Here is a 20,783-nt window from a genome sequence, read left to right on the forward strand (position 1 = left end):
CAATTATTTGAATTCCAATGCCAAAGCGGCGCACCACGACTGGCCACGCGCGCTCTGGGGCAACAACTTCAGCTGACGTCCGTGCTCATGCGGCGTAATGGTAATGGTCAGGTCCGGCTTTGGCAAAAAGCCTGTGCCTTTATCTGGCCACTCGATCAGGCACAACGCATCTTCATCGAAGTAATCGCGGATCCCCATATATTCCAGCTCTTCGGGGTCCACCAGGCGATAGAGGTCGAAATGGAACGCTCGCACGTCGCCAATCTCATAGGGTTCTACCAGGGTGAACGTCGGGCTTTTTACCGCGCCGGTGTGGCCCAACCCGCGAATGATCCCCCGAGACAGCGTGGTCTTGCCCGCCCCCAGGTCGCCCTCCAGGAAGATCAGCCCCGCCCCGGCCGTGACCTGGGCAATGCGCTGGCCGAAGCTGACCATGGCCTCTTCATCGGCCAGGAAAAGAATTACTTCAGACACGGCGACTGTTCCTCCAGCAATTGACGAATGGCGGGTATCAGGTCGCTTGCCGCCAGGCCGCGACCAAAGGTGCCCTGGCGATCTCCCGCGGTGGCGTGCAACCACACGGCCAGGCAGCTTGCCTCATAAGCCGGCATGCCCTGGGCCATCAGCGCGCCGACCAGGCCGGCAAGGACATCACCCAAGCCCGCCGTTGCCATCGCCGGATGGCCTTGGTCGCATCGCGAAATACGCCCGTCCGGGCTGGCAATCAAACTGCCAGCCCCCTTGAGAATAGCCACTGCGTTGAATTTCTGGCTCAACGCGCGCGCCACCTTAAGACGGTCAGCCTGAACCTCGGCTGTCGAGATCCCCAACAAGCGCGCGGCCTCCCCCGGATGCGGGGTAATCACGCAATCGGCCGGCAAACTGACGCTGCCGGTGGCGAGCTGATTCAACGCGTCGGCATCCCACACCTGCGGCAGGCTGGCGTTGGCCGCCACCGAAAGCAGGCTGTTGCCCCAGGACGCATCACCGAGCCCAGGCCCGATCACAATGACCGAGATCTTTTCCAGCAGACCCATCAGTTGATTGGCCGAGCTGACGCCGACAGTCATGACTTCCGGCAGGCGAGCCAGGGCGGCGGGCACATGCTCCAGGCGCGTCGCCAGGGACACCATGCCGGCGCCACTGCGCAAGGCACTTTCAGCACTCAGCAGCGCTGCGCCGCCGAAGCCACGGTCACCGCCAATGACCAGCAGGTGGCCGAACTGGCCTTTATGGGCGTCCGGGGAACGCGCAGCCAGTTGCGGCAAATGGCCGTGCAACAGTGGCTGTACGTCGGTTATTGCGTGTTTTGTCTGCGGCATGCGTCTTCAAGCTCCGATGTCTGGCAGAATTATACCTATCTAACCTGCGGTTTCCCTTGTCTCATGCCTCCCATCACCACCGATCTGCCTGCCCTCGCCCAATCGATCAAAGACTGGGGCCGCGAGCTGGGCTTTCAACAAGTCGGCATCAGCGGCCTGGACCTGGCCGAGCATGAACAACACCTGCAACGCTGGCTCGACGCGGGCTACCACGGCGAAATGGAGTACATGGGCGCCCATGGCAGCAAACGCTCCCACCCCGATGAACTGGTGCCCGGCACGTTGCGCGTGGTCTCGCTGCGCATGGACTACCTGCCCGGCAATACGCACATGGCGCAGCTGCTGGCCAAGCCGGAAAAAGCCTATATCTCGCGTTACGCCCTGGGCCGCGACTATCACAAGCTGATCCGCAAGCGCGTGCAGCAATTGGCCGACCGCATTCAAGCGCAGATCGGCCCGTTTGGTTTCCGCGCCTTCGTCGACAGCGCGCCGGTGCTGGAAAAAGCCATCGCCGAAAAAGCCGGCCTGGGCTGGATCGGTAAAAACACCCTGGTCCTCAATCGCAAGGCCGGCAGTTATTTCTTCTTGAGCGAGTTGTTTGTCGACTTGCCGCTGCCCATCGACGCGCCCCACAGCACCGAGCATTGCGGGCGGTGCACGGCGTGCCTGGACATTTGCCCGACCAATGCCTTTGTCGGCCCCTATGTGCTGGATGCCCGACGCTGCATTTCCTACCTCACCATCGAGCTCAAGAGCGCGATCCCTGAAGACCTGCGCCCGCTGATCGGCAACCGTGTGTTTGGCTGCGATGACTGTCAGATCGTTTGCCCGTGGAATCGTTTCGCCCGCCCCACCGCCGAAAGCGATTTCAAGCCGCGCCACAATCTGGATAACGCGGAACTGGCCGAGTTGTTTATGTGGGACGAGGATAAATTCCTCAGCAGCACCGAAGGCTCACCCCTGCGCCGTGCCGGCTATGAGCGCTGGCTGCGCAATCTTGCGGTGGGCCTGGGCAATGCGCCGTCGAGCATTCCAGTGCTGGAGGCCTTGAAGGCGCGCCGGGATTACCCCTCGGAATTGGTGCGAGAGCATGTGGAATGGGCGCTGAACCAGCACGCTACGCGCTAGTGCACGTCGTCGTTGTAGACGAACTTGGGCATTTCCCAGTGAAAACGGATCGCCAGCAGGCGCAATAGAAAGCCGCTGAACAGGGTCAGCAGGATGGCTTGCTCGCTCGGCAGTTGCAGGTACAGGCACAGCATGTAGAACCAGGCGGCCAGGAACGACACGCTGGCGTACAGCTCACGGCGGAAAATCAGCGGGATGTCGTTGCAGAAAATATCCCGGAGGATGCCGCCGAAGACCCCGGTGATCACGCCGCTGACCGACGCCACCAGCATGCCATGGCCCATTTCCAGGGCAGTCATGCAACCAATCAGGGTGAAGGCCACCAGGCCCACCGCGTCGAGCGCCAGGAACAGCGAGCGCAAGTGGCGCATCAGCGGAGCAATGAAGATCGTCACCAGTGCGGCAATCGAGGTCAGCACCAGGTATTCCGGGTGTTTGACCCAGGTCAGCGGGTAATGCCCGAGCAGCACGTCGCGCACCGATCCACCGCCCAACGCTGTGACGCAAGCGATCAGCACTACACCAAACCAGTCCATGCCGCGCCGCCCGGCCGACAGCGCGCCGGTCATGGCTTCGGCAGTGATGGCGATGAGGTAGAGCATCAGCAGCATGAGGGCGATCCTTGCAAAGAGGCCGGCAGTCTAATCATTTGCTGATGGCACCAAAAGAGGGCAAGCCATTATCTGCCGTAAACTCGATCCTGCGGCGTCCGGCTTGCCGGCGATGGCGATCTTTGGGGCGCCATCGCCGGCAAGCCGGGCTCCTACAGGATGACGGTCATCAAGCCTTGATGAAATGCTTGCGGTAATGCTGCAGCTCGGCAATCGACTCGCGGATATCATCCAGCGCCAGGTGGGTACTGCCTTTATGGAAGCTGTCTTTGACTTCCGGCGCCCAGCGCGCGGCCAGCTCTTTAAGGGTGGACACATCCAGGTTGCGGTAGTGGAAGTAGCTTTCCAGCGCCTTCATGTGCGTATAAAGGAAGCGGCGGTCCTGGCAGATGCTGTTGCCACAGATCGGCGACTTGCCCTTGGGCACCCACTGTTCCAGGAAGGCGATGGTTTCGGCTTCGGCTTCGGCCATGCTGATGCGGCTGTCACGTACGCGCTGGGTCAGGCCGGAGTTGCCGTGGGTGCGGGTGTTCCACTCGTCCATGGTGGCGAGCACGGCGTCGCTGTGGTGGATGGCGATCACCGGACCTTCGGCCAAGGTGTTGAGGTTGCTGTCGGTGACAATGGTCGCCATCTCGATGATGACGTCGGTGTCGGGGTTCAGACCGGTCATTTCCAGATCGATCCAAATCAGGTTCTGTGGGTTTTGCATGGCTTGATTCTCTTGGCACCTTGGCTTAGCTGCGCAGTTTAGCAGGCAGGGGCGTGCTAGACTCGCGACCGTTTTACCTAACCTTTGCATTATCGACACGGAACACCAATGGCCAAACGCCAGCTCAACCGTCGCCAAAACTGGCGCATCGAAAAGATTCAGGGTGAACGCGCCGCTCGCGCCGCCAAACGTGAATCCTCCGCCGTAGAAGCGCTTGAGGGCGGCGACCTGGGCCCCGAGCAAACGGGCCTGGTGATCGCGCACTTTGGCGTGCAGGTCGAGGTCGAGGCGCTCGAAGGCGAACTCGCGGGGCAAGTGTCCCGTTGCCACTTGCGCGCCAACCTGCCTGCGCTGGTCACCGGCGACAAAGTAGTCTGGAGGGCCGGCAACCAGGGCATCGGCGTGATTGTCGCCCAGTTGCCGCGCACCACCGAACTGCGCCGCCCCGACAGCCGTGGCCAGCTCAAGCCGGTGGCGGCCAACGTCGACATGATCGTGATCGTGTTCGCACCGCTGCCCGAGCCCCATGCCAACCTGATCGACCGCTACCTGGTAGCCGCCGAGCATGCCGGCATCCGCCCGCTGTTGCTGCTGAACAAATTCGACCTGATCGACGCACAGAACGCCCCGGCGCTCAACGCCTTGCTGGCGGTGTATCGCACACTGGGTTACCCGGTACTGGAGGTGTCGGCGCATCACGGCAATGGCATGGAACAGCTGCAACAGCAGTTGGACGGGCGCATCAGCGTGTTTGTCGGCCAGTCAGGCGTGGGCAAATCCTCGCTGGTCAACAGCCTGCTGCCGGAAGTCGACACACGCGTAGGGCCACTGTCGGAGCTGTCCGGCCAGGGCACTCACACCACCACCACCGCGCGGTTGTTCCACTTCCCCGGCGGCGGTGAGCTGATCGACTCCCCAGGCATCCGCGAGTTCGGCCTCGGCCACGTCAGCCGCAGCGATGTGGAAGCGGGCTTTATCGAATTCAACGACCTGATCGGCACTTGCCGCTTCCGCGACTGCAAACACGACCGCGAACCCGGCTGTGCATTGCTCAAGGCGCTGGAAGACGGCCGCGTGCAGCAACAGCGGATGAACAGCTATCGGTCGATCATTGCGAGCTTGCCCGAAAGCAGTTACTAAGCCGCAGAAAAAATAAGGCCGCGATCATCGCGGCCTTTTTGTATGTGAGGCCTAGGACCCCGTCCCAGGCACCGTAGGATCCTTCACCCCACCCTCATCAAACAGGTTCAGCTTCTGGCGCAGTTCATGCGCCGGCAACGGTTCCTGACCTGGCGGTATGGCGTTCGGATCAGCCGGTACTTCGCCCGGTGCGCCGGCGCCCGGAGTGGGTTGCGGCGCTGGGGGCTGGTCACCTTCGATCGCACGCTGAGCCTTTTTGGTCAGCACCACGATATCGATACGGCGGTTGATCGGGTTGAACGGGTCCTTGGGGTCAAACAGCTGCGACGATGCAAACCCCACCACGCGCGCCACTTGCGGGTCCGGGTAGCTGCCGGCCACCAGCGCACGGCGTGCGGCGTTGGCGCGGTTGGCGGAAAGCTCCCAGTTGCCGAAGTCGCCCTGCCCTGCATACGGCTTGGCGTCGGTGTGGCCACTGATGCTGATCTTGTTCGGCACCGCCTTGATGGTGTCGGCCATGGCCAGCAGGATGTCTTCAAAGTACGGCTTCAAGCGCGCACTGCCGGAGTCGAACATCGGGCGGTTGGCTGCGTCGGTGATCTGGATGCGCAAGCCGTCCGGGGTGATCTCGAATGAAATCTGATCCTTGAACTTCAGCAGTTGCGGGTTTTCCTCAACCTTGGTCTGCAGTTCTTGCAGCAATAGTTCTAGGCGCTCCTGCTCGACCTGTTCGGCCATGGCTTCGACGGTATCGCGCTCGATCGGGATTTTCTCTTGAGGCGATTCGGTCTTGATTTCCGGGTTGATGGTGCGCTCAGGCGCCAGTTGCGGCGAGCCGCCCAAGTCGATCACGAAGGGCGTACCACTTTCCGAGAAACCAATGGGGTCTTTGAAGTAGCCAGCAATGGCGATCTTCTGTTCAGGCGTGGCGGTGGACATCAGCCACAGCACCAGGAAGAACGCCATCATCGCCGTCGCAAAGTCGGCGAAGGCGATTTTCCAGGCGCCCCCATGGTGCCCCGCAGCGAAGCGCTTGACGCGCTTGATGATTATCGGCTGGTTGTTTTCCATGGCTTAGCGACCACGAACCGCTTGTTCCAGCTCGGCGAAGCTTGGGCGATGTTTCGGGTACAGCACCTTGCGACCGAACTCCACCGCCAGGGACGGCGGCATGCCGGAAGCGGAGGCTACCAGGCTGGCCTTGATCGACTCGTACAGGTTGATTTCTTCCTTGGCGTCATGGGCCAGGGAGGTGGCCAGCGGGCCGAAGAAGCCGTAGGCCGCGAGAATACCGAAGAAGGTACCGACCAGTGCCGCACCCACGTGCATGCCGATGGCCGCTTGGTCGCCCTCGCCCAGGGAAGCCATGGTCACCACGATACCCAGTACCGCCGCGACGATACCGAAACCCGGCATACCGTCAGCGATGCCGGTCACGGCGTGGGACGGATGCTCCAGCTCTTCTTTAAGGCTGAACAACTCCATGTCGAACAGACCTTCCAGCTCATGGGGGGCCATGTTGCCGGAGGACATGATGCGCAGGTAGTCGCAGATATAGGCGGTCATGCGCTCATCTTTGAGCACGGCCGGGTACTTGGCGAAAATCGGGCTGGCGGCGGCATCTTCGATGTCAGCCTCGATGGCCATCATGCCTTCGCGGCGGCTTTTGTTGAGGATCTCGTAGACCAGGCCCAGAACCTCCAGATAGAAGGTGTGGGTGAAGCGCGAACCGAACATGCCCAGGGACTTCTTGACCACGTGCATGGTCATGTAGCCGGGGTTGGCCTGCAAGAATGCGCCGAACGCCGCACCACCGATGATCAGCACTTCGAAGGGCTGGATCAACGCAGCAATTTTACCGTGGGACAGGACGTAGCCACCGAGCACGCTTGCGATGACGACGATGATGCCGATAATTTTAGCCATAGGGGATGAGTACTTGCGCCGTCGGGTTCATGGACATATTGGGTGTAGCAGAAAACTCTTGTTCTACTTATCGGCAAAACTGCGCCAGACTATAGGCCGTTAAGGCGAAAAGCCAGTTCGGCCCGCTCCGGGCGTGTAGACCGCAAGTGATGATCGCGCCCCAATCATGGCTAATGAAACGACAGTCCCAACTGCAAAACCCAACTCTCTCGCCGCTTGGATCAAGCGCCTGGACGATGTGCTGCTGCCTGTGCCCCAGGCCAGCCACGACCGTGTGTGCAAAGGCATCCGCGACAGCCGCAGTTCGTTGCGAGATATTGCCGAGCTGATGCAAAACAGCCCGGCCCTGGTGCTCAGCGTGATGCGCGAGGCCAACAGCCACACCCATGGCAGCCTGGCGGAACCGGCGGAAAACCTCGAAGTGGCGCTCAACCGCCTGGGCCTCAAGCGCGCCGAAGAACTGCTGGCGCGCCTGCCCTCGGTGCCGGCCCACGAGATTCCTGTGGCGCTGCGCCAATTGTTGCTGGTGAGCCAGCACGCTTCGCAGCAAGCCAACGGCTTGTTCGGCAGCCGCCTGGCGCGGCTGTGGCAGGACATCCACTGGGGCAGCCTGCTGTTCCTGTCGCCGCTGTGGCCGATGGCAGTCGCCTACCCCAAGCTCCTGGAAGAATGGGAGCTGCGGGTTATCCACAAAGGCCAGTCAGCCCGCCAGGTCGAACAGGAACTGTTCGGCGTGCGCCTGCTGGACCTGTGTGTCGGCCTGACCGAAGCCTGGCACCTGCCGATCTGGGTCTCCCAGGGCTACAAGCTGCTGATGAGCGAGCAGCGCCTGCTGGTCAAGGCCCTGCACATCGCCCGTGAAGACGACCCGCTGCGCCATCAGCAATTGCTCGATGCCGAACCCAATCTGCGCCGCTGGTTGAACCAGCCCGCCAACACCGTGCTGCTGGCCAACGGCCTGGCAATGTCGGCCCAGGAGTCCTGGACCTGCCCGCACACCGAACGCTGGCAATTGCTCACTGCGCTGTACCTGCAACAGCCTTTGGGCGAGGTGCAGCAACTGGTCCACCAACAGGCTGTCACCAGCGCCCGCACCGCCTTGATGCCTGACCTCTGGCACCCGGCGCTGTCGCTGATCTGGCCGTGGCATGTACAGAAGATTCACCGCGGCCTGTTGCCAGCGCCGCCACCCACCGCCGAGGCCCTGGCCGTGTGGCGCAAGCGTTGCACCGAGTTGCTGGTGGAGCCGAGCCGCTTTGCCAACGCCATGCACTTGACCACCTGCGCCAAGGAAGCCTTGGTCGCCAGTGGCATGCAGCGGGTCATGCTGTTGATGGCTGATCGCGCCCTGAGCACCTTGCGTGTTCACCAGGCCGACGGCCTGCCGAAGGACGCCGCGAACCTGAGCCTGGACGTGGTCAACAGCACCTTGCTGCAACGCTTGCTGGAGAAGTCGGCCCAGGTGCGCCTCAATCCTGAAAACCACGCCCAGTTCGCGGCGTTGCTGCCGCCGATCCTGCGCCGCCTGTTCACCGGCGAGCACCTGCTGCTGCGCTCCCTGAGTTGCAACGGCAAGGTGGTCATGCTGATGGTGGCCGACCAAGGCGGCGGGCCATTCTCGGAAACCACCGTGCAGGCTTTCGGCAAAACCGCCCAATGCATCGAGAAAGCCCTGCACAGCTTTACCAACCGCAGCGCTTGATGCTTGCGCTACAATCGCCCTCCTCTATCGCCAACATTTGTGCCCAGGAGACCTCACATGCCTGACTTCTCTGGCTTGCCGCTGGTGATCGAACCCAGCGACCTGCTTGGTCGCCTCGATGCCGAACACCTGATTCTGGTGGACCTCACCAGTGCCGCCCGCTACGCCGAAGGGCATATCCCCGGCGCGCATTTCGTTGACCCCAAGCGCACCCAACTGGGCCAGCCACCGGCTCCCGGCTTGCTGCCCAGCAAGGCCGAGCTGGAAAAACTGTTCGGCGAATTGGGCCACACCCCTGACGCCACCTACGTGGTCTACGACGACGAAGGCGGCGGCTGGGCCGGGCGGTTCATCTGGATGCTCGACGTGATCGGCCACCCGAAATACCACTACCTCGACGGCGGCTTGCTCGCCTGGCTGGCGGACCAACACCCGGTCTCCACCGAGGTGCCCGCCCCTGTCGGCGGCCCGGTCAGCCTCACGCTGCACGACGGCCCCACCGCCACCCGTGAATACCTGCAAAGCCGCCTGGGCGCCGCCGACCTGGGCATCTGGGATGCGCGCGGCCCGCTGGAGTACTCCGGCGAAAAGGTGCTCGCAGCCAAAGGCGGGCACATCCCTGGCGCAGTGAACTTCGAATGGACGGCCGGCATGGACAAGGCGCGCAACCTGCGCATCCGTCGCGACATGCCGCAGATCCTCGAAGACCTCGGGCTGACCAAAGACAAAGAAATCATCACCCACTGCCAGACTCACCACCGCTCTGGCTTCACCTACCTGGTGGCCAAGGCGCTCGGTTATCCGCGGGTCAAAGGTTATGCCGGTTCCTGGGGCGAATGGGGCAACCACCCCGACACCCCCGTCGAGATTTAAGGTTTAAGGACAGTTATGAAAAAGCAGTTGTTTATCCTCAGCCAATACTTGCTGCCGCACCACTTGCTGTCGCGCCTGGCCGGTTGCGTTGCCGAGTGCCGTGTGCGCTGGATCAAGAACGCATTCACCAGCTGGTTCGCCAAGCGCTATCAAGTGGACATGTCCCAAGCCCTGGTTGAGGACCTGACCGCTTACGAGCACTTCAATGCCTTCTTCACCCGTGCATTGAAAGACGGCGCCCGCCCATTGGATCAAACCCCTGGAGCGGTGTTGAGCCCTGCCGACGGCGCGGTCAGCCAGCTTGGCCCGATCGAACATGGCCGTGTGTTCCAGGCCAAGGGTCACAGCTTCAGCGTGTTGGAACTGCTGGGTGGGGACGCGGCCTTGTCGGCGCCGTTCATGGGCGGCGACTTCGCGACGGTCTATCTGTCGCCGAAGGACTACCACCGTGTGCACATGCCACTGGCCGGCACTCTGCGGGAAATGGTCTACATCCCGGGCCGTATCTTTTCGGTAAACCAGACCACTGCCGAAAACGTTCCAGAGCTGTTCGCGCGCAATGAACGTGTTGCCTGCATTTTCGACACCGAGCGCGGCCCGATGGCTGTCGTGTTGGTGGGCGCGATGATCGTCGCGTCGATTGAAACCGTATGGGCCGGCCTGGTGACACCGCCGAAGCGCGAGCTGAAAACCTTCCGCTACGACGAGGCCGCACGTGCGCCGATCCACCTGGAGAAAGGTGCGGAGCTGGGTCGCTTCAAGCTGGGTTCGACCGCGATTGTGTTGTTCGGGCCGGATCAGGTGAAATGGGCAGAAGCACTGGTAGCCGGTTCGCCGGTGCAGATGGGCCAGGGTATTGCACTGCCGAAAGCCTGACCCAAAACCCAATGTGGGAGCAACTGTCTTGATGACCATATCTTGGCCATCGCTTTCAAAGACAGCCAAACTCCCACAGCTTCAAGCCGTGTGACCTTCAACGACACATCGCTGCCGATTTAGGCAGCGTGTTCTTTCCATTCAGTCCTATCACGCAGCATTGCGTTCAGCCGGATTAACAAAACACGCATGCATGCGATTAGCGCAACTTTTGCGCATTTTCCTTTGCCACGCAGTGCTTTATAGCGTGCCTGGAATTCAGGCTGGTCCCGAATGACGACCCAGCAGGCCATGTATAGCGAGCGACGTGCGGAAAACCTTCCGCCACGAATGTGACGCGCGCCTATGTGCTTCCCACTGTCGTTGTTATACGGCGCGAGGCCCGCTAGGGCAGCGATCGGACGCTTGCCAACCTCACCCAACTCCGGCAGGTATGCCATAAGGCTAGCCGCCGTAACGAGCCCGATCCCCTTAACTGAACACAGGCGTTCGACTTTTTCGCGATCTAACACGTTGGCGCTTTGACGAATCAACTGGTCTATCGCGTTCACAGCCTTGATCAGGTAGTCGATATGACTCTGCAACGCTGGTTTTACTACGTCGCATGAGGCCGTTTTCAGGCGCCTTTTGTCATCGTCTCTCTGCTGAATAAAGTTTTCTCGCTGTTGGACTAACGCGCGCAACTCGTCATGTTTCGGGCTGGTGATTCGGCTGTTTGGCGAGTCGAGTACCGCTGCGAACTGTGCAAGGGACTTTGCATCTATCGGGTCGGTTTTGGCTTGTTGGCCCATCGCAGTGGAAAAACTCTTGGCTCGACGGGGATTGATGCAGATGACGTTGAGGCCCGCAGCCTGGAGCGCCTTCATGACTTTGCGCTCGTAACCGCCAGTGGCCTCCAACAGCACGCGACCGACCTGGTGAAGCAATAGCCACCCAATCAACCCAGGGAAATCATCTTCGGCGTTAGCGCAACTTACCCCAACGTCAATCAGATTAACTCGAGCCTCAAGGCTGTCCTTGGAAACATCAATGCCTGCTGGATAGGAAAACATAGCCAAACCCTCTTACACTCAAAGTGAGAGCGCTCTGGCTTGGCCCACGCTTGTAACTGTTCGAGGTGGGCTCGTTCAACTGTTCGGGCTCATGTCCAGAGCGGAGAAGTGAGTGGCAGCATGGGCTCCCACACGTGCTTTAAGCACTTCGGGCATTCAGCTTGCCACTCACCCTCTCACCTTCAGCTTAATCCTGTCTCAAGACACAAGCGGGCTTGCTCGCGAATACGGAGCATCAGTCGACAGATCAGTGACTGAACTACCGCATTCGCAAGCAAGCCCGCTCCCACCTTTATTTACCGTGTTTCTACCTAGAGCTGGCAGTCGCGGTCGCGGAAGCCCAGCAGATACAGCACGCCATCGAGCCCCAGCGTCGAAATCGCCTGCTTGGCCGACTGCTTCACCAACGGCTTGGCACGGAACGCAACACCCAACCCGGCAATTGCCAGCATCGGCAAGTCATTCGCACCGTCGCCGACCGCAATGGTCTGCTCCAGGCGCAACCCCTCCTTGTGGGCCAACTCCTTCAACAGGTCCGCCTTGCGCTGCGCGTCGACAATCGGCTCCACGGCCACGCCGGTCACCTTGCCATCCACCACTTCCAGCTCATTGGCGAACACATAGTCGATACCCAGCTTGGCCTGCAATTGCTTGGCGAAGTAGGTGAAGCCGCCAGACAGGATGGCAGTCTTGTAGCCCAGGCGCTTGAGTTCGGCGAACAGGGTTTCGGCACCTTCGGTGAGGCGCAGGGAGGCGCCGATGGAGTCCAGCACGCTCACGTCCAGGCCCTTGAGCAGCGCAAGGCGCTCTTTGAAGCTGGCGCGGAAGTCGAGTTCACCGGCCATGGCGCGCTCGGTAATCTCGGAAACCTGCTCGCCTACGCCGGCAGCCTTGGCCAGCTCGTCGATGACTTCGGCTTCGATCAGCGTGGAGTCCATGTCGAACACCGCCAGGCGACGGTTGCGACGGAACAGCGAATCTTCCTGGAAGGCGATATCGACGTTCAGCTCCTGGGCCACGCTGAGGAACTCGGCACGCAAGGCTTGTGGGTCGGCCGGTTCACCGCGCACGGAGAACTCGATGCAGCCCTTGCCCTTGTCGGCCGGCGTGTCCAGCGGCATGCGACCCGACAGACGGTCGATGTGGTCGATGTTCAGGCCATATTGCGCGGTGATGGAGCTGACGCGCTGCAGTTGCTCAGCAGTGACCTTGCGGGTCAGCAGCGTCACGATGTGGCGTTTTTTGTCCTGGCCCGCGACCCATTGCTGGTAATCCTCTTCGGACACTGGCGTAAAACGCACTTGCTGGTCCAGCTTGTACGCCGTAAACAGGATGTCCTTGAGTACCGAAGACGCCTGTTCCGTGCTCGGGATCTCGACCAGGATGCCGAACGACAGGGTGTCGTGGATCACCGCCTGGCCGATGTCGAGAATGTTCACACCACCCTGGGCCAGCACTCCCGTAATAGCCGCAGTAAGACCCGGGCGGTCTTCACCAGTGATGTTAATCAGGACAATTTCGCGCAAGGCGCACCCCCAGGCTGGAAAAAAACCGCATTCTACCCACTTTCAGTGACCATCGGGCACAGCCAGCGCTTTGCCGGTCCTAGGGCTGTCGCTATACTGCGCGTCAACTTCACGGACCAAGAGCCGAGCGCAAGTGAACCGGCCCACGCCAGTAAAAACCGATAATTTCTTCCTGCTGATCTTCCGGGCACTGCGCCACCGCCGTGTACCGATCGCATTACGCATCGCCAGCCATAACGTGATCCTGGTCGCCCTGGCCCTGGTGATCTACGCCTGCGTGATGGGTTTGCAGTTCAAGCAGGCCATGCACGAGCAAGCCGACGCCCTGGGCGAGAGCTTGACCACCCAGACCGCCACCTCGGCGACTGAGTTGTTGGTGTCCAATGACATCCTCAGCCTCAACGTGCTGCTCAACAACCTGACCAAGAACCCGCTGGTGGCCCACGCCGCCATCTACAGCGTGGACAACCGGATCATGGCCGAAGCCGGGCAGCGCCCGAAAAACGGCCTGCTGGGTGAAGCCGAAGGCCTCTACCAGAGCAACATTACGTTTCAGGATGTGAAGGCCGGCCAACTGCGCATCAGCCTGGATATGCAGCAATTCCAGCAGCCGATGACCATCAGTCTACAAAGCATGGGCATCCTCAGCGCGATCCTGCTGGCATTGGCCCTGGCCTTGAGTTTGCGCCTGGGTCGGCATATCTCTACGCCCTTGATGCAACTGCGCATCTGGCTGCGGGACATTGACGAACACACCCCGGCCACCGACCGCCAGGATGAGATCGGCGACCTGGCGCGCCAGCTTCACGCCAGTTTCGCCCCGGAACCGGTTGTGCGCGAAGTGGAGCCCGAGCCTGAGTTCGACGCCGACTACGACGACGAGCCCGAGTTTGAAGTGCGAGACGCTCCGGTGGCGGGCCTGAAGCCTGCCACCCGCCAGGCGTTCAAGGCCGAAGAGGACGAGCTGGACGACGAAGACCCCTTTGCCGACCTGCGCGACACCTCGGCCGGCGCGCCGGCCGTTGCCGCCAAACCGGCGCCGGTGAAGAGCACCGAGCCCCAGTTCAGCGCCGTACTGGCGGTGCAAATGGGTGCCCAGGACCAACTGCGCCGCCTGCCGCGCGCACGCCTGACCGAGCTACTGGAACGCTATCGTGACTGCCTCGACCAGGCCGCATCGCTGTACCAGGGCGAGCTGCATACTCTGAACGATGGCAGCACGCTGATGCTGTTCCACAGCGAAGACAGCGGCGAAGACTACCTGACCAATGCCATTTGCTGCGGCGAGCTGCTGCGCGCCCTGGGCCATGAATTGCAGATCGAAGTCGCGGACAGCGGCATCACCCTGCAATTGCAGCTGGGCCTGACGGTCGGCGACGATTTGTTCGGCATGAGCCAGATCGACCTGTTGCTCACCGAGATTGCCCAGGATGCCCTGGCCCTGTCGCAACACAGCCGCAACCTGCTGCTGGTGGAGCGCAAGATCAGTGAAGACACGCTGATCCGCCAGCGCGCGCGTATCCGCCCGATTGCCAGCCCCGAGGGTGCCAGTTGTGTGGAGCGTTTGATGGAGCCGTACCCCTCGATGCTGGAGCGGCAGTTGGCGCGGATGCATGAGACCCGCACCAAGGGCTGATCACCGCCCCTCTGTAGGGATCGCCGGCAAGCCGGCTCCTACAGGGGGTAGGTTTCAAGCCAACGAAAAAGGCCCGCTGATTCAGCGGGCCTTTTGTTTGTCTGCCATTCAGATCAGAACCTGAATACTTCCATATCCGTACGGATCGGCGTGGCCATCGGCATTTTCGGCTTCCGCGGCTCTGCCGGCTTGGCCTGCGCCGGAGCGCTCTGCTTGCGGGGTGCCTCGGCAATCGGCGGCTGGTTGGCCAAAGGTTTGAGCGCCACCGACAACTGCTGAGCCAGATGCTGCAACAACACGCCCTGGGCCTGGACCTGGGACGCGGTGGTGCCGGTGTGTTGTTCCTGCAAGTGCACGATACGGTTATCACGCACCTGGCCGCGACGGTCGATCAAACGCCATTGTGCATCGAGGATCGCCGGTTGCGACGCACCTGAATCAAGCCGGGTGATGGTCAGCAACACCTGCACATCCGGGGTGAAGCCGGTCGGTGCGGGCGCCAGCACTACGCGCTGGCTGTCCAACTGGCCTGCCACCTGGCGCAACATCAACTGGTTGATGTCGGAGGACAAGCTGCCCGCCCAACGACCATCGGTGGAACCTTGCAGGCTGCCGTCATTCTGACGTTGCAGGAGGGTTTCACGTTGCAGGTAGTCAGCCACGACTACCGGACCCAGCAAAACCGCCATGCCAGCGGTTTGTGCTGGCTGAGCCGGACTTCCGCTGTCCAGCTGGTACAGCGACACCGGCTGGTGTGTGCTGCAACCCGCCAGCCCCAAGAGGCCAGCGAGCATGAAAATAAAAGGAAGGCGTGGAGCAGTCATCATCCCATCCAGGTGGCTGCCACAAGGCGAACCACAATGTAATACTAAAAATAACCTAAACACGCTCGGCCACGCCGGCGCTGGAAAGGCCATATCATCCGTGAATATGCGCCATGACTCCAGCGCCAAAGCGTCGATCTACGGGTTAAATCGTAGATCGAGGGCTCTAATACGCGTTAAACCGGCGTTTCCACCAACAAAGCATCCACGCGCTGGAAGCCACGAGGCAATTTGTTACCACGCCGACCGCGCTCACCCTTGTAATGCTCAAGGTCGTCAGGACGCAACGACAGGGTACGTTTACCGGCCTGAAGCACCAACGTCGCGCCTTCCGGGATTACCGCGATATCGGTCACGTACTCTTCGCGACTGGCCACGCGCTCGCCAGGAATACCAATGATCTTGTTGCCTTTGCCTTTACCCAACTGCGGCAGGTCGCTGATTTTGAACACCAGCAAGCGACCTTCGGTGGTGACCGACGCCAGCCAGTTGCTCTCACGGTCGTCCACCGGCCGCGGCAGGATCACCTTGGCGTTGTTCGGCAAGCTCAGCAAGGCCTTGCCGGCCTTGTTCTTGGCCTGCAGGTCTTCACCTTTCACCACAAACCCGTAGCCCGCGTCGGAGGCGATCACGTACAGCGCATCATCGTCCGGCAGCAGCACGCACTCGAAATTCGCCCCTGGCGGCGGCGTCAGGCGCCCGGTCAATGGCTCGCCCTGCCCTCGTGCAGACGGCAAGGTGTGCGCCGGCACCGAATAACTGCGCCCAGTGGAGTCAATAAACACCGCAAACTGGTTGGAACGCCCGGCGGCGGCGGTCTTGAACCCGTCACCCGCCTTATACGACAAACCAGTGGCGTCAATATCATGCCCCTTGGCGGAACGAACCCAACCCTTTTCCGACAGAACGACGGTAATTTTCTCGTTCGGCAGCAGTTCGGTCTCGGTCAGCGCTTTCGCCTCAGCGCGCTCGACGATCGGCGAGCGACGGTCGTCGCCATAGGTTTCGGCGTCTTTGATCAGCTCGCTGCGCACCAGCTTCTTGAGCTTGGCCTCGCTGCCCAGCAACGCTTGCAGCTTGGCTTGTTCCTTGAGCAGCGCGTCCTGTTCGTCGCGCAGCTTCATTTCTTCCAGTCGTGCCAATTGGCGCAAGCGGGTGTCGAGGATGTAGTCCGCCTGGATCTCGCTGAGCTCGAAACGCGCGATCAGCTCGGCTTTCGGGTGCTCGGCGGTACGAATGATGTGGATCACTTCATCCAGGTTGAGGTAGGCGATCAACAAGCCGTCCAACAGGTGCAAGCGGCGCTCGACCTTGTCGAGGCGGAATTGCAGGCGGCGACGCACGGTCTGCACGCGGAACTCCAGCCACTCCACCAGCAGGTTGCGCAGGTTTTTCAGCTGCGGTTTGCCATCCAGGCCAATGATATTGACGTTGACCCGGTAGCTGGACTCCAGGTCCGTGCTGGCAAAGAGGTGCTGCATCAGCACTTCGTGATCGACCCGGCTGTTGGTCGGGATGATCACGATGCGGCACGGGTTTTCGTGGTCGGACTCGTCACGCAGGTCGGCAACTTGCGGCAGTTTCGACGGTTTGGCCTGCATCAGCGCGGCGATTTGCTCCAGCACTTTGGCGCCCGATACCTGGTGCGGCAGCGCGGTGACAATAATGTCGCCATCTTCGACGTGGTACACGGCACGCATGCGCACCGAGCCCTTGCCGGTTTCGTACATTTTCAGCAGGTCGGCACGCGGCGTGATGATTTCCGCTTCGGTCGGGTAGTCCGGGCCCTGGATATGCTCGCAGAGCTGTTCGACCGTGGCTTTCGGCTCATCCAGCAGGCGTACGCAAGCGCTGGCGACTTCGCGCAGGTTGTGCGGCGGTACGTCGGTGGCCATGCCCACGGCAATACCGGTGGTGCCATTGAGCAGGATGTTCGGCAAACGTGCCGGCAACACCAGGGGTTCTTCGAGGGTGCCGTCAAAGTTCGGGCCCCAGTTCGCGGTGCCCTGGCCCAATTCGCTGAGCAGCACTTCCGAATACCGCGACAGGCGGGCTTCGGTATAACGCATGGCGGCGAACGACTTGGGATCATCCGGCGCACCCCAGTTACCCTGGCCGTCCACCAACGTGTAGCGATAGCTGAACGGCTGGGCCATCAGCACCATGGCTTCGTAGCACGCCGAATCGCCGTGGGGGTGGAACTTACCGAGCACGTCACCGACGGTTCGCGCCGACTTCTTGTGCTTGGAATCAGCGTCCAGGCCCAACTCACTCATGGCGTAGATGATGCGCCGTTGTACGGGCTTCAGGCCGTCGCCGATATGCGGCAAGGCACGGTCCATGATCACGTACATGGAGTAGTTGAGGTAGGCATTTTCGGTGAAGTCAGCCAGCGACCGGCGTTCTACGCCATCTAAGCTGTCTGCGAGGATGTCACTCATGCGGGCCTCATCATGGTCTGGTATGGCGCAACGGAACTGCCGTTGCACCGGGTCAATTCAAAAAAACAGGGGCTCATGGCTGGGCGCTCCAGCCACCGGCAGGGGCGGCGAAACGATAGACCACGGGGCGTTTTTCACCATCGGCACGCGGGCCGAAATTATTGTCGATGCCCAGCCAGGCACCCTCGGCATCCACCACCAGGGCTTCTGCCAGGCCATAGGGCTGGGGATAACGCCGCTCGGGTGTCAGCGTCTCGTCGGCAAACGACCAGCACAGCTCGACCTTGGCGGTGACCGCATCACGCCGGCAAATCTGGAACGCATTGCGCTCCAGGGTAAACAGTTTGCCGTTGAACAGCGCCAGGTCGGCGAAGTCCTTGGACACGGCCTTGGCATCGGTGAACTTGGCCGGCTGCATTTCCTGGCCGGCCTCACTCAGCAATACGCAGGGACCGTCACAGCCCCACAGGCTTTGCGGACGCTTGATCGAAATCAGCCCGCGCCGCTCACGCTCGGCCGCCAACCAAATCTGATTGCCTTGCGGGTTGATCGCCAGGCCTTCAAACAACGCATTGAAGTGCAGCAACATGCCGCTGGCCCGCGCTTCACGCACCATGCCTGGGTCGATTTTCAACCACTCAGGCGCGCCCGTGACCGGCACTTGCAGCACCGCCGCATGGGCCTCGCTGACAATATAGCGGTTACCGGCGGCGTCGCAGGTGATGCCTTCAAAGTCCAGGTCGCCACCGCGAATGAACGAGGCGGCCTTGGTGCGCGAACGCAACCCCCACGGCAGCCCGGATTCAGGCACCGGCGGCACGTCGATCTTCACGGCTTCGGCCTGCCAGGTCGGCGCGCTGATATCCAGGCGGTAGATCTGGTCGTCATCGCGGTCGGAGACCGTCCACAAGTCGTTGCCACACAGTGCCAGCCCCGACAGGTTACCGCCGCGCATGCCGTCCACCGGATGCTCGGACACCCGCTTTAGCTCAGCCACGGGTGCGGCAACCACCTCGGTGGCCACCCACCCGCTCAACATCAGGATCGCCAGGGCGAAACCTGTGCGCATCAGCCCAGGACCTCGGCCAGGTTGCCTTTGGATTCCAGCCAGGACTTGCGGTCCGGCGCGCGTTTCTTCGCCAACAGCATGTCCATCATTTCCGAGGTTTCGGCGAAGTCTTCGCCCAGCGTCAACTGCACCAGGCGACGCGTGTTCGGGTCCATGGTGGTTTCGCGCAGTTGTGGCGGGTTCATTTCACCCAGGCCTTTGAATCGCGTGACCTGTGGCTTGCCGCGTTTCTTCTCGGCCACCAGGCGGTCGAGGATGCCATCACGCTCGGCGTCGTCCAGGGCGTAGTAAATCTCTTTGCCCATGTCGATACGGTACAGCGGTGGCATGGCGACGTAGACGTGACCGGCATCCACCAACGGGCGGAAGTGCTGGACGAACAGCGCACACAGCAGCGTGGCGATGTGCAAGCCGTCGGAGTCGGCGTCGGCGAGGATGCAGATCTTGCCGTAGCGCAGCTGGCTCATGTCCGCCGCACCTGGGTCAACGCCAATGGCCACGGCGATGTTGTGCACCTCCTGGCTGGCCAGGACTTCGCTGCCATCGACTTCCCAAGTGTTGAGGATCTTGCCCCGCAACGGCAGGATCGCCTGGAATTCCTTGTCCCGCGCTTGCTTGGCGGAACCGCCGGCGGAGTCCCCTTCCACCAGGAACAGCTCTGAGCGCATCGGGTCCTGCCCGGCGCAATCGGCCAGCTTGCCGGGCAATGCCGGGCCCTGGGTGATGCGCTTGCGCTCGACTTTCTTGCTGGCCTTCAGGCGACGACCAGCGTTGTTGATCGCCAGTTCAGCCAGGGCCAGGCCTAATTCTGGGTGTTCGTTGAGCCACAGGCTGAACGCGTCCTTGACCACGCCGGAGACAAACGCCGCCGCTTCACGGGACGACAGGCGTTCCTTGGTCTGGCCGGAGAACTGCGGCTCCTGCATCTTCATCGACAGCACGAACGCGATGCGCTCCCACACGTCTTCCGGCGCCAGCTTCACGCCGCGCGGCAGCAGGCTGCGGTATTCGCAGAATTCACGCATGGCATCCAGCAAGCCCTGGCGCAAACCGTTGACGTGCGTGCCGCCCTGGGCCGTGGGGATCAGGTTGACGTAGCTTTCCTGCACGCTGTCGCCGCCTTCGGGCAACCACAACAGCGCCCAGTCCACGGCTTCTTTATTACCGGCCAGGCTGCCGCAGAACGGCTCGTTGGGCAGGCGTTCGAACTCGCTGACGGAATCTTCCAGGTACGAGCGCAGGCCATCTTCGTAGTGCCATTCGACCTTCTCACCGGTGCCTTTGTCTTCAAAAGTCACCAGCAGGCCTGGGCACAGCACGGCCTTGGCCTTGAGCACGTGCTTGAGGCGGCTGATGGAGAATTTTGGCGAATCGAAGTATTTCGGGTCCGGGGCGAAGTACACGCTGGTGCCGGTGTTGCGCTTGCCAACGGTGCCGATCACTTCCAGGTCGGTGGCTTTGTAGCCATCGGCGAAGGTCATCTGGTACTCGTTGCCGTCGCGCTTGACCTTCACCCGTACCAGCGTGGACAGGGCGTTGACCACGGAAATACCCACACCGTGCAGGCCACCGGAGAATTGGTAGTTCTTGTTGGAGAACTTGCCACCGGCGTGCAGCTTGGTGAGGATCAGCTCGACGCCCGGCACGCCCTCTTCGGGGTGGATGTCCACCGGCATGCCACGACCATCGTCGGACACTTCCAGGGAATGGTCTGCGTGGAGAATGACATGCACCGACTTGGCGTGCCCGGCCAAGGCTTCGTCGACGCTGTTGTCGATGACTTCCTGGGCAAGGTGGTTCGGCCGACTGGTGTCGGTGTACATGCCGGGGCGTTTGCGCACCGGGTCGAGGCCCGAGAGGACTTCGATGGCGTCGGCGTTATAAGAGCTAGCGCTGGGAGTGGCCATGGGGTCTCGTCGTGAGTCGTTCGATTAAAAAGTGACCT

Annotated in this window: 18 protein-coding genes; 6 read left to right on the forward strand and 12 right to left on the reverse strand. The window is 61.5% G+C overall.

Going from position 1 to position 20,783, the window contains the following annotated elements:
* Nucleotides 1-3: 3 nt before the first annotated feature.
* Nucleotides 4-474 (reverse strand): tRNA (adenosine(37)-N6)-threonylcarbamoyltransferase complex ATPase subunit type 1 TsaE, encoded by a 471-nt coding sequence (gene tsaE / locus CWC48_RS07840; protein ID WP_078046599.1) that lies wholly within the window; start codon nucleotides 472-474, stop codon nucleotides 4-6.
* Nucleotides 462-1,322: an NAD(P)H-hydrate dehydratase gene (locus CWC48_RS07845; RefSeq protein ID WP_078046598.1), complete on the reverse strand. Its 861-nt coding sequence runs from the start codon at nucleotides 1,320-1,322 to the stop codon at nucleotides 462-464. The genes tsaE and CWC48_RS07845 overlap by 13 nt, the downstream gene beginning before the upstream one ends.
* Before the next feature lie 63 nt (nucleotides 1,323-1,385).
* Here CWC48_RS07845 and queG point away from each other — a divergent pair, with 63 nt between their 5' ends.
* Complete coding sequence (gene queG, locus CWC48_RS07850; RefSeq protein ID WP_100491624.1) at nucleotides 1,386-2,450, forward strand: tRNA epoxyqueuosine(34) reductase QueG; 1,065 nt, start codon at nucleotides 1,386-1,388, stop codon at nucleotides 2,448-2,450.
* Here the strand turns inward: queG and CWC48_RS07855 are convergent.
* Both CWC48_RS07855 and orn read right to left on the reverse strand, forming a co-directional pair.
* Complete coding sequence (locus CWC48_RS07855) at nucleotides 2,447-3,061, reverse strand: trimeric intracellular cation channel family protein (RefSeq protein WP_078046596.1); 615 nt, start codon at nucleotides 3,059-3,061, stop codon at nucleotides 2,447-2,449. The two genes, queG and CWC48_RS07855, sit on opposite strands and share 4 nt — an antisense overlap.
* Nucleotides 3,062-3,230: 169 nt before the next feature.
* Nucleotides 3,231-3,773, reverse strand: coding sequence for an oligoribonuclease (gene orn / locus CWC48_RS07860; RefSeq protein ID WP_024073074.1), 543 nt, complete (start codon nucleotides 3,771-3,773; stop codon nucleotides 3,231-3,233).
* A gap of 108 nt (nucleotides 3,774-3,881) precedes the next feature.
* On the opposite strand from orn, the gene rsgA reads away from it, so the two are divergent.
* On the forward strand, nucleotides 3,882-4,913 hold the full coding sequence (gene rsgA, locus CWC48_RS07865; RefSeq protein WP_078046595.1) for a small ribosomal subunit biogenesis GTPase RsgA: 1,032 nt from the start codon (nucleotides 3,882-3,884) through the stop codon (nucleotides 4,911-4,913).
* Nucleotides 4,914-4,964: 51 nt separating this feature from the next.
* On the opposite strand, the gene motB is transcribed toward rsgA, so the two are convergent.
* Together motB and motA are read right to left on the reverse strand one after the other, a co-directional pair.
* Nucleotides 4,965-5,984, reverse strand: a complete 1,020-nt coding sequence (gene motB, locus CWC48_RS07870) for a flagellar motor protein MotB (protein WP_078046594.1) — start codon at nucleotides 5,982-5,984, stop codon at nucleotides 4,965-4,967.
* Between the two features lie 3 nt (nucleotides 5,985-5,987).
* Complete coding sequence (motA, locus tag CWC48_RS07875) at nucleotides 5,988-6,839, reverse strand: flagellar motor stator protein MotA (protein ID WP_016976894.1); 852 nt, start codon at nucleotides 6,837-6,839, stop codon at nucleotides 5,988-5,990.
* A gap of 166 nt (nucleotides 6,840-7,005) precedes the next feature.
* Between motA and CWC48_RS07880 the strand changes: the two genes are divergently transcribed.
* Genes CWC48_RS07880 through asd form a run of 3 tightly spaced genes read left to right on the forward strand, consistent with a single transcriptional unit; the run spans nucleotide 7,006 to nucleotide 10,290 of the window.
* A complete protein-coding gene (locus CWC48_RS07880) occupies nucleotides 7,006-8,541 on the forward strand; it encodes an HDOD domain-containing protein (protein WP_100491625.1) in 1,536 nt (511 codons plus the stop codon).
* A gap of 57 nt (nucleotides 8,542-8,598) precedes the next feature.
* Nucleotides 8,599-9,414: a thiosulfate sulfurtransferase gene (gene rhdA, locus CWC48_RS07885; protein WP_099493513.1), complete on the forward strand. Its 816-nt coding sequence runs from the start codon at nucleotides 8,599-8,601 to the stop codon at nucleotides 9,412-9,414.
* A gap of 15 nt (nucleotides 9,415-9,429) precedes the next feature.
* Nucleotides 9,430-10,290 (forward strand): archaetidylserine decarboxylase, encoded by an 861-nt coding sequence (gene asd, locus CWC48_RS07890; RefSeq protein ID WP_100491626.1) that lies wholly within the window; start codon nucleotides 9,430-9,432, stop codon nucleotides 10,288-10,290.
* A gap of 119 nt (nucleotides 10,291-10,409) precedes the next feature.
* Here the strand turns inward: asd and CWC48_RS07895 are convergent, their stop codons facing one another.
* A complete protein-coding gene (locus tag CWC48_RS07895; protein WP_100490184.1) occupies nucleotides 10,410-11,342 on the reverse strand; it encodes a transposase in 933 nt (310 codons plus the stop codon).
* A 311-nt stretch (nucleotides 11,343-11,653) separates the two neighbouring features.
* Nucleotides 11,654-12,868: a phosphoserine phosphatase SerB gene (serB, locus tag CWC48_RS07900; protein WP_100491627.1), complete on the reverse strand. Its 1,215-nt coding sequence runs from the start codon at nucleotides 12,866-12,868 to the stop codon at nucleotides 11,654-11,656.
* Nucleotides 12,869-13,001: 133 nt separating this feature from the next.
* Between serB and CWC48_RS07905 the strand changes: the two genes are divergently transcribed.
* Nucleotides 13,002-14,504, forward strand: coding sequence for an AhpA/YtjB family protein (locus tag CWC48_RS07905; protein ID WP_078046590.1), 1,503 nt, complete (start codon nucleotides 13,002-13,004; stop codon nucleotides 14,502-14,504).
* Between the two features lie 113 nt (nucleotides 14,505-14,617).
* Here CWC48_RS07905 and CWC48_RS07910 read toward each other — a convergent pair whose 3' ends face one another.
* From CWC48_RS07910 to parE, 4 genes are all read right to left on the reverse strand, one after another.
* A complete protein-coding gene (locus CWC48_RS07910) occupies nucleotides 14,618-15,328 on the reverse strand; it encodes a membrane integrity-associated transporter subunit PqiC (RefSeq protein WP_177409478.1) in 711 nt (236 codons plus the stop codon).
* Nucleotides 15,329-15,504: 176 nt separating this feature from the next.
* Nucleotides 15,505-17,769, reverse strand: a complete 2,265-nt coding sequence (gene parC / locus CWC48_RS07915; protein WP_078046588.1) for a DNA topoisomerase IV subunit A — start codon at nucleotides 17,767-17,769, stop codon at nucleotides 15,505-15,507.
* Nucleotides 17,770-17,842: 73 nt separating this feature from the next.
* On the reverse strand, nucleotides 17,843-18,838 hold the full coding sequence (locus CWC48_RS07920; protein WP_078046587.1) for an esterase-like activity of phytase family protein: 996 nt from the start codon (nucleotides 18,836-18,838) through the stop codon (nucleotides 17,843-17,845).
* Entirely contained in the window at nucleotides 18,838-20,745 is a 1,908-nt protein-coding gene (gene parE, locus CWC48_RS07925) for a DNA topoisomerase IV subunit B (RefSeq protein ID WP_078046586.1), read from the reverse strand. The genes CWC48_RS07920 and parE overlap by 1 nt, the downstream gene beginning before the upstream one ends.
* Between the last annotated feature and the right edge of the window lie 38 nt (nucleotides 20,746-20,783).

This window comes from Pseudomonas sp. S10E 269, assembly GCF_002798465.1.
GTDB lineage: Bacteria > Pseudomonadota > Gammaproteobacteria > Pseudomonadales > Pseudomonadaceae > Aquipseudomonas > Aquipseudomonas pergaminensis.